We start from the raw sequence: 7141 nt of genomic DNA, 5'->3' as shown, positions 1-7141 counted from the left end.
ATCAATGGACACTCAAAAAAATGGCTCCGGTACAATACCGGAACCATCTTTTAAGTGCTTGATTTTTAAAGGTCTTTTTATTAAACTGTCCATTTTATAGGGTACAGTTCAGTTTTAGGTTCTCCAGAAGTAGAAGGACAAGGAACAACAACGCATGAAACAGGTGCTTATAAAGTACCTTCATCAAATAAGAAACAGAAGCGAAGTTAACATATAAAATGAGTCATTCGTTCGAATGACTCATTTTATATGTTTTTATTTCTATTATTTTTTCATTTCTTTTATCATTTTATCTACATCTTTGTCTAAGCGTTCGAAATAGAAAAACCATAATAAGCTAACGAACAAGCAATATATCGCCATAATGCATAGATTATCTGTTATATTTTCCGCAAGGGATTTAGAAGTGAAAAAAATTCCCCGAATAAGGGAAATAATAAAGTAAGTAAGAGGACCGATAAAATGGACGAGTATGTATAGTGATTTTTTTACTTTCGTATGAGTCATTTGACATGGCTCCTTTTCATTCAAAATATCCATTTAAACTTAATAGTTTTTATCAGTGCTGCCCGCCCTTAGTTGTTATCAAGATGTTATTTTTTAATAATATCTTCAAGCTCATTGTAAAATTTTTTAAGCTGTATTGGGTTATGAATCAATATTTGGGCATCATATTTACTAATATGTTTTCTCACTCGGAATTTTAGCAAAATAGATCTTCCGTATCGTTCCAATAGTAAATTGAACTCGGGTTGATCATTTAGTAATCGTATGTTTTCGCGAATCCTTAATTGTCTTTCATGTGGATTTCCCAACAAAATGTTTAAAATCATTTGTAAAAATAGCAATGAAATCACCCTTTATATATGCGCTTAAAATTATATATTTCTGTATATTCTAATTATAACAAAAATAAAAAAGAAAAGAAATAAGACTTCTTTTCTCTTTGTTTAGTTCATTTACATATTGTCGATACTAAAACATAGCTATTTTTTCAATAAACGAAACGCTTTTTCTGTATTAGCAAAGTGAAGCTTCACAAATTCAGGAAGACGCTCTTTTCCTAATTTTTGAATGAGTTTAGCTGCGGCAATATCCACTTGCATACCTGCACCTTTTGGAATTGGCATACCTGCTTTTTTACTAAGTTTATCAAATTGTTTTACGAATGAATAACGAGCCAGAATAGATGCCGCTGCAACAGCTAAATGTATACTTTCGCCTTTTGTAGCAAAATAAACATTGTCACGTTGTACCTCTTTTTGTTTTGTTAAATATTTATAGTATGTATTAGGTTGTGTGAATTGATCGATTAAGATGCCGTCTGGCTTCGTCGGTGCAATTTTCGCTAATAAGTTGGTAATGGCCTTATTATGCAGTAAAGCTTTTAATTTCCCTTGGTTGTTTCCTTTATCAAACAGCTCGTTATATTTTTCGTTATGAAGAACGAGGGAGCTGTAAGGAACAACGTGAAGGAGTTGTTTAGCAATTGCAATAATTTGAGCATCATTTAAGTTTTTAGAATCTTTTACACCAAGTTCTTTTAAAAGTGGAATTTGTTTTGCATCTACGTATGCAGCGACAACTGTCATCGGACCGAAGTAATCTCCCGTACCAACTTCATCAGACCCTATAATAGACATTGTACCGATGGAAGCGGGCGGTGCATAACGATGTGAATCGACCGCTTTTTTTACAGCTGATTTCGGTGCTTGAGAGACAGTTTGCCAACGAGAAGCCTCTGCTTCAGCGCGTCCACCTTGAAACATAACTTTTCCTGATTTATAAGCAGTAATTGTACAAGATGATACTTTCGCCATAAAGATACCGCCTTGCGGAACTGTTGGACTAATTGCTTGTTTGTATTGTTTTTTCATCTCTTCAATGACTGTAGAACTTGTTTGTAATACGATAGAATTTGACAAAATGATCGCTCCTTTTTCAATAGTGTTATTTTTATCATATCGGATTATTCTTTCTGTTTCCATATTGGGAAAGTTCATGGTATGATAAACTTTAGGATTCTGTACGTGATTGGAGGCCGGTGAGTTGTCACAACAAAAGGGAAAGAAAAGTCGAATTAATGTAGAAATCTATGGTCAACAGTACTCAGTTGTTGGCGATGAAAGTACAAGTCATATCCGCATGGTAGCAGCGATTGTGGATGATAAAATGCGCGAACTCAATGCCAAGAATCCTTCGCTTGATACGAGTAGACTAGCGGTATTGACGGCGGTAAACGTCATACACGATTACATAAAATTAAAAGAAGAACATGAAAAACTGAAAGAAAGTATGAGACAAAAAGGAATGGAATAACATGGTTGATATCATTATCATTTTATTGCTTGTTATGGGATTTTTCCTCGGTTTAAGAAGAGGATTTATTCTACAACTTGTAAAGTTAACAAGCTTTATTATCGCATGCCTTGTTGCATACTGGTACTGTAAAGATTTAGCGCCAGCGCTAGCGAAAATGATTCCGTATCCGTTTGATCAAAATGTATCCGTTCCAGAATGGATCGATGCAAACAATATGGAGACAGTTTTTTATCAAGCAATTGCGTTTATTGTACTATTCATTGTTACAAAGATTGCACTTTCATTGCTTGGTAATTTGCTAAATATGTTTGCGGAAATACCAGTGTTAAAGCAAATGAATGCATTTGCTGGAGCAATTCTTGGTTTTTTAGAAGTATACATTATTTTGTTTGTTTTAATTATTATTGGAACGATTCTTCCGATTGAACAAGTGCAAACACCATTACAACAATCATCAATTAGCAAAATAATTGTAGACGATACACCGATTCTTTCTGAAAAGGTGAAGGAACTATGGCAGACAGGTAGCAGAGTATAACTTCTCTTTTTCGGAAAGAGAAGTTTTTTTCTATGAAGGAAAGGCGGGGAACATATGAAAATAAATAAAAAACAAGTTATTAAATTATTAGAGACAATCGCTCTTTTTATGGAATTAAAAGGCGAGAATCCATTTAAAATATCCGCGTTTCGTAAAGCGGCAGCAGCGTTAGAAAGTGATGATCGTAGCCTTTCTGAAATTGAAGATTTTACAAAGATTCCAGGCATCGGAAAAGGAACTGCAGCAGTTATTCAAGAATATATGGAAGCTGGAACGTCAGAGGTATTGCAAGAACTTGAAAAAGAAGTTCCTAGTAGCTTATTGCCATTATTAAAACTTCCAGGACTCGGTGGTAAGAAAGTAGCGAAACTTTATAAAGAACTTGGTGTTGTTGACATGGAAACATTAAAGCAAGCTTGTGAAGACAAGAAAGTACAGGAGCTTGCTGGGTTTGGGAAGAAGACGGAAGAGAAAATACTAGAAGCAATTGCGCAAGCTGGTTCTCGCCCTGAACGTTTACCGATTGCAATGGTACTTCCTATTGCCGGGGAAATAGAAGAGAAATTGTCGAATATTGCAGAAGTAATTCGTTTTTCGCGCGCTGGTAGTTTACGCCGCGTTCGGGAGACTGTGAAAGATTTAGACTTCATTATTGCAACGACAGAACCAGCAGCAGTACGTGAACATTTGCTTCAATTTGATAATATGATTGAAGTGATTGCAAGCGGCGATACAAAAGTATCTGTACGCCTGCAATATGAGTATGATATTTCAATTGATTTTCGCCTTGTGAAACCTGAGGAATTTATTACAACGCTTCACCATTTTACAGGTTCAAAAGATCATAACGTAAGAATGCGTCAAATCGCAAAAGATAATGGTGAAAAGATTAGTGAGTATGGTGTGGAAAATTTAGAGACAGGTGAAGTGAAAACATTTGAAACAGAAGAAGAGTTTTTTGCTCATTTCAACCTTCCGTTTATTCCGCCAGAAGTACGTGAGGATGGAAAAGAGATCGAACTCATTAAGGAATACCCAAACTTAATTCAGTTCTCTGATATACAAGGTGATCTTCATATGCATACAACATGGAGTGATGGCGCTTTTTCCATTGAAGAAATGGTACAAGCATGCCGCGAGCGTGGCTATAAATTTATGGCAATTACGGATCACTCCCAATATTTAAAAGTAGCGAATGGCTTAACGAAAGAGCGACTTCGTGAACAAGCAAAAGAAATTGAGCGCATCAATGCAAAATACCCAGATATCACAATTTTACGTGGGATTGAAATGGACATACTGCCAGATGCGACATTAGATTTTGATGATGAGGTATTAGCGGAGCTTGATTATGTAATTGGTGCGATTCATTCCAGCTTCTCACAAGACCGTGAAACAATTATGAAACGTTTGCGTGCCGCAATTGAAAATAAGCATGTAACAATGATTGCTCATCCAACAGGACGTCTTCTTGGACGCCGTGAGGGGTATGATGTAGACACAGATCTATTAATTGAGCTCGCAAAAGAAACAAATACTGTTTTAGAATTAAATGCAAATCCGAACCGTCTAGATTTAAGTGCGAAATTATTAAAACAGGCACAAGATGCTGGTGTGAAAATAGCAATTAATACAGATGCTCATACACTTGAGATGTTAGAAGATATGGAAACAGGTGTAGCGGCAGCACGTAAAGGTTGGATTCAAAAAGATACCGTGATTAACACATGGGATATTGAACGTTTATTAGATTTTATGAAACGTAATAAGTAACACAAGGGGGACAGGCAACTTATGTTAGAACGAACGTTGCGTGTATTAGAATATGACAAAGTAAAAGAACAGTTACTTGAGCATACAGCTTCTTCGCTTGGTCGAGATAAAGTAAAGCGTCTTATGCCAAGCACAGACTTTGAAGAAATTGTGGAAATGCAAGATACAACTGATGAGGCGGCGAAAGTAATCCGTTTAAAAGGGCATGCACCACTCGGCGGGATTTTTGACATTCGACCGAATGTAAAGCGTGCAAAAATAGGAAGTATGCTGAGCCCGCATGAATTGCTTGATATCGCAAGTACAATGTATGGCAGCCGTCAAATGAAACGATTCATTGAAGATATGGTTGATAATGGCGCCCAGCTTCCGATTTTAGAAACTCATGTTGCGCAAATTGTATCTTTATATGATTTAGAAAAGAAAATTACAGGCTGTATTGGAGATGGTGGCGAAGTACTCGATAGCGCTAGCGATAAATTGCGTGGTATTCGCAATCAAATTCGTACAGCGGAAAGTCGCATTCGTGAGAAGCTCGAAAATATGACGCGCTCTTCAAATGCACAAAAGATGTTATCAGATGCCATTGTAACGATCCGTAACGATCGCTATGTAATTCCGGTTAAGCAGGAATATCGCGGCGTATATGGTGGGATTGTTCATGACCAATCTGCATCAGGACAAACGTTATTTATTGAACCACAAGTCATCGTGGAACTGAATAACGCCTTGCAAGAAGCACGTGTGAAAGAGAAACAAGAAGTAGAACGTATTTTAATGATGCTTACAGAAGAAGTAGCAGCAGAAGCTGATATCGTATTAGCGAATGTCGAAGTGATTGCGAATCTTGATTTTATCTTTGCGAAAGCTTTGTATGCGAAACGAATGAAAGCGACAAAACCGATTGTCAATAATGAGCGTTATATGGATTTACGCCAAGCACGTCATCCGCTTATCGATCCAAAAGTGATTGTGCCAAATGATATTATGCTTGGTAAAGACTTTACAACAATTGTCATTACAGGTCCGAACACAGGTGGTAAAACAGTTACGTTAAAAACGGTTGGAATATGCGTATTAATGGCACAATCTGGTCTTCATATTCCCGTACAAGAGGAATCAGAAATTTGCGTATTTAAAAATATTTTTGCCGATATCGGTGACGAGCAATCCATTGAACAAAGTTTAAGTACATTCTCTTCCCATATGGTTAACATTGTCGATATTTTAGAGAAAGCTGATTTTGAAAGCTTAGTGCTATTTGACGAATTAGGTGCTGGAACAGACCCGCAAGAAGGGGCAGCTCTTGCCATTTCTATCTTAGATGAAGTATATAATCGCGGTGCGCGCGTTGTTGCAACAACGCACTATCCAGAATTGAAAGCATATGGATATAATCGTGATCAAGTCATTAACGCAAGTGTGGAATTTGATGTAAATACATTGAGTCCAACTTACAAATTATTAATTGGGGTACCAGGACGTAGTAATGCTTTTGAAATTTCGAAACGCCTTGGATTATCTGAACGCGTAATTAATCGTGCTCGCAATCATATTAGTACAGATACAAATAAGATCGAAAATATGATTGCGAAATTAGAAGAAAGCCAAAAGAGTGCAGAACGTGATTGGAAAGAAGCAGAAGAGCTTCGTAAGCAGTCTGAAAAGCTTCATCGCGAATTGCAACGCCAAATTATTGAATTTAATGAAGAACGTGATGAACGATTATTAAAAGCGCAAAAAGAAGGAGAAGAAAAGGTCGAAGCTGCGAAGAAAGAAGCAGAAGAGATTATTCGTGAACTTCGTCAATTGCGTAAAGCGCAGCTTGCCAATGTGAAAGATCATGAATTGATTGAAGCGAAAAGCCGCCTAGAAGGGGCAGCGCCTGAACTTGTGAAAAAACAAAAAGTAAAAGTGAAAAATACAGCGCCAAAACAACAGTTAAGACCGGGCGATGAAGTAAAAGTATTAACGTTTGGCCAAAAAGGTCAACTTCTAAAAAAAGTAAGTGATAATGAGTGGAACGTTCAGATTGGGATTCTGAAGATGAAAGTAAAAGAATCTGATATGGAATATATTAATACACCAAAGCAGCTTGAGAAAAAAGCAGTTGCAACAGTAAAAGGACGGGACTACCATGTTTCCTTAGAACTGGATCTTCGCGGTGAACGTTTTGAAAATGCGATGATGCGTGTTGAAAAGTATTTAGATGATGCACAGCTTGCTAACTATCCGCGTGTATCGATTATTCACGGTAAAGGAACAGGAGCGCTTCGACAAGGTGTACAAGACTACTTGAAGAACCATCGCGGCGTGAAAAGTTTCCGCTACGGCGATATGGGCGAGGGAGGCCTTGGCGTCACAGTTGTCGAATTAAAATAGCAAAAAGCCAAATAAAGGGGTAAACCATTATGTTTATGGACAAACTTGCAAAAGTATTGTTAGCATGTTGCGGCATATTTTTGATGATTGGGGTTATTTATTTAATGGTTTTTGCAAAGTAAAAAA

Annotated in this window: 8 protein-coding genes; 5 read left to right on the top strand and 3 right to left on the bottom strand. The window is 37.0% G+C overall.

Going from position 1 to position 7141, the window contains the following annotated elements; genetic code table 11:
- The first annotated feature begins 96 nt into the window (after nt 1-96).
- Nucleotides 97-210, top strand: a complete 114-nt coding sequence (locus MR058_RS21020; protein WP_242145683.1) for a YuzL family protein — start codon at nt 97-99, stop codon at nt 208-210.
- A gap of 54 nt (nt 211-264) precedes the next feature.
- Here MR058_RS21020 and MR058_RS21015 read toward each other — a convergent pair whose 3' ends face one another.
- The 3 genes from MR058_RS21015 to rnhC form a co-directional block, all read right to left on the bottom strand.
- Nucleotides 265-507 (bottom strand): hypothetical protein, encoded by a 243-nt coding sequence (locus tag MR058_RS21015; protein ID WP_242145682.1) that lies wholly within the window; start codon nt 505-507, stop codon nt 265-267.
- Between the two features lie 86 nt (nt 508-593).
- Entirely contained in the window at nt 594-848 is a 255-nt protein-coding gene (locus MR058_RS21010; RefSeq protein ID WP_242145681.1) for a hypothetical protein, read from the bottom strand.
- A gap of 138 nt (nt 849-986) precedes the next feature.
- Nucleotides 987-1925: a ribonuclease HIII gene (rnhC, locus tag MR058_RS21005; RefSeq protein ID WP_242145680.1), complete on the bottom strand. Its 939-nt coding sequence runs from the start codon at nt 1923-1925 to the stop codon at nt 987-989.
- A gap of 124 nt (nt 1926-2049) precedes the next feature.
- Between rnhC and zapA the strand changes: the two genes are divergently transcribed.
- The 4 genes from zapA to MR058_RS20985 are packed head-to-tail and all read left to right on the top strand — an operon-like array spanning nt 2050 to nt 7015.
- The gene (gene zapA, locus MR058_RS21000; RefSeq protein ID WP_041810059.1) at nt 2050-2319 is read left to right on the top strand and encodes a cell division protein ZapA; all 270 of its coding nucleotides are present in this window, start codon (nt 2050-2052) and stop codon (nt 2317-2319) included.
- 1 nt (nt 2320) lies between these two features.
- Nucleotides 2321-2860, top strand: a complete 540-nt coding sequence (locus MR058_RS20995) for a CvpA family protein (RefSeq protein ID WP_242145679.1) — start codon at nt 2321-2323, stop codon at nt 2858-2860.
- Nucleotides 2861-2914: 54 nt separating this feature from the next.
- Nucleotides 2915-4633 (top strand): DNA polymerase/3'-5' exonuclease PolX, encoded by a 1719-nt coding sequence (gene polX / locus MR058_RS20990; RefSeq protein WP_242145678.1) that lies wholly within the window; start codon nt 2915-2917, stop codon nt 4631-4633.
- A 21-nt stretch (nt 4634-4654) separates the two neighbouring features.
- The gene (locus tag MR058_RS20985; protein ID WP_242145677.1) at nt 4655-7015 is read left to right on the top strand and encodes an endonuclease MutS2; all 2361 of its coding nucleotides are present in this window, start codon (nt 4655-4657) and stop codon (nt 7013-7015) included.
- Nucleotides 7016-7141 lie beyond the last annotated feature (126 nt).

The sequence above is a fragment of the Bacillus cereus group sp. BfR-BA-01430 genome (assembly GCF_022663115.1).
GTDB lineage: Bacteria > Bacillota > Bacilli > Bacillales > Bacillaceae_G > Bacillus_A > Bacillus_A cereus_BD.
The sequence above is the reverse complement of the archived record's forward strand: the minus strand, read 5'-3'. Positions and strand labels throughout refer to the sequence as shown.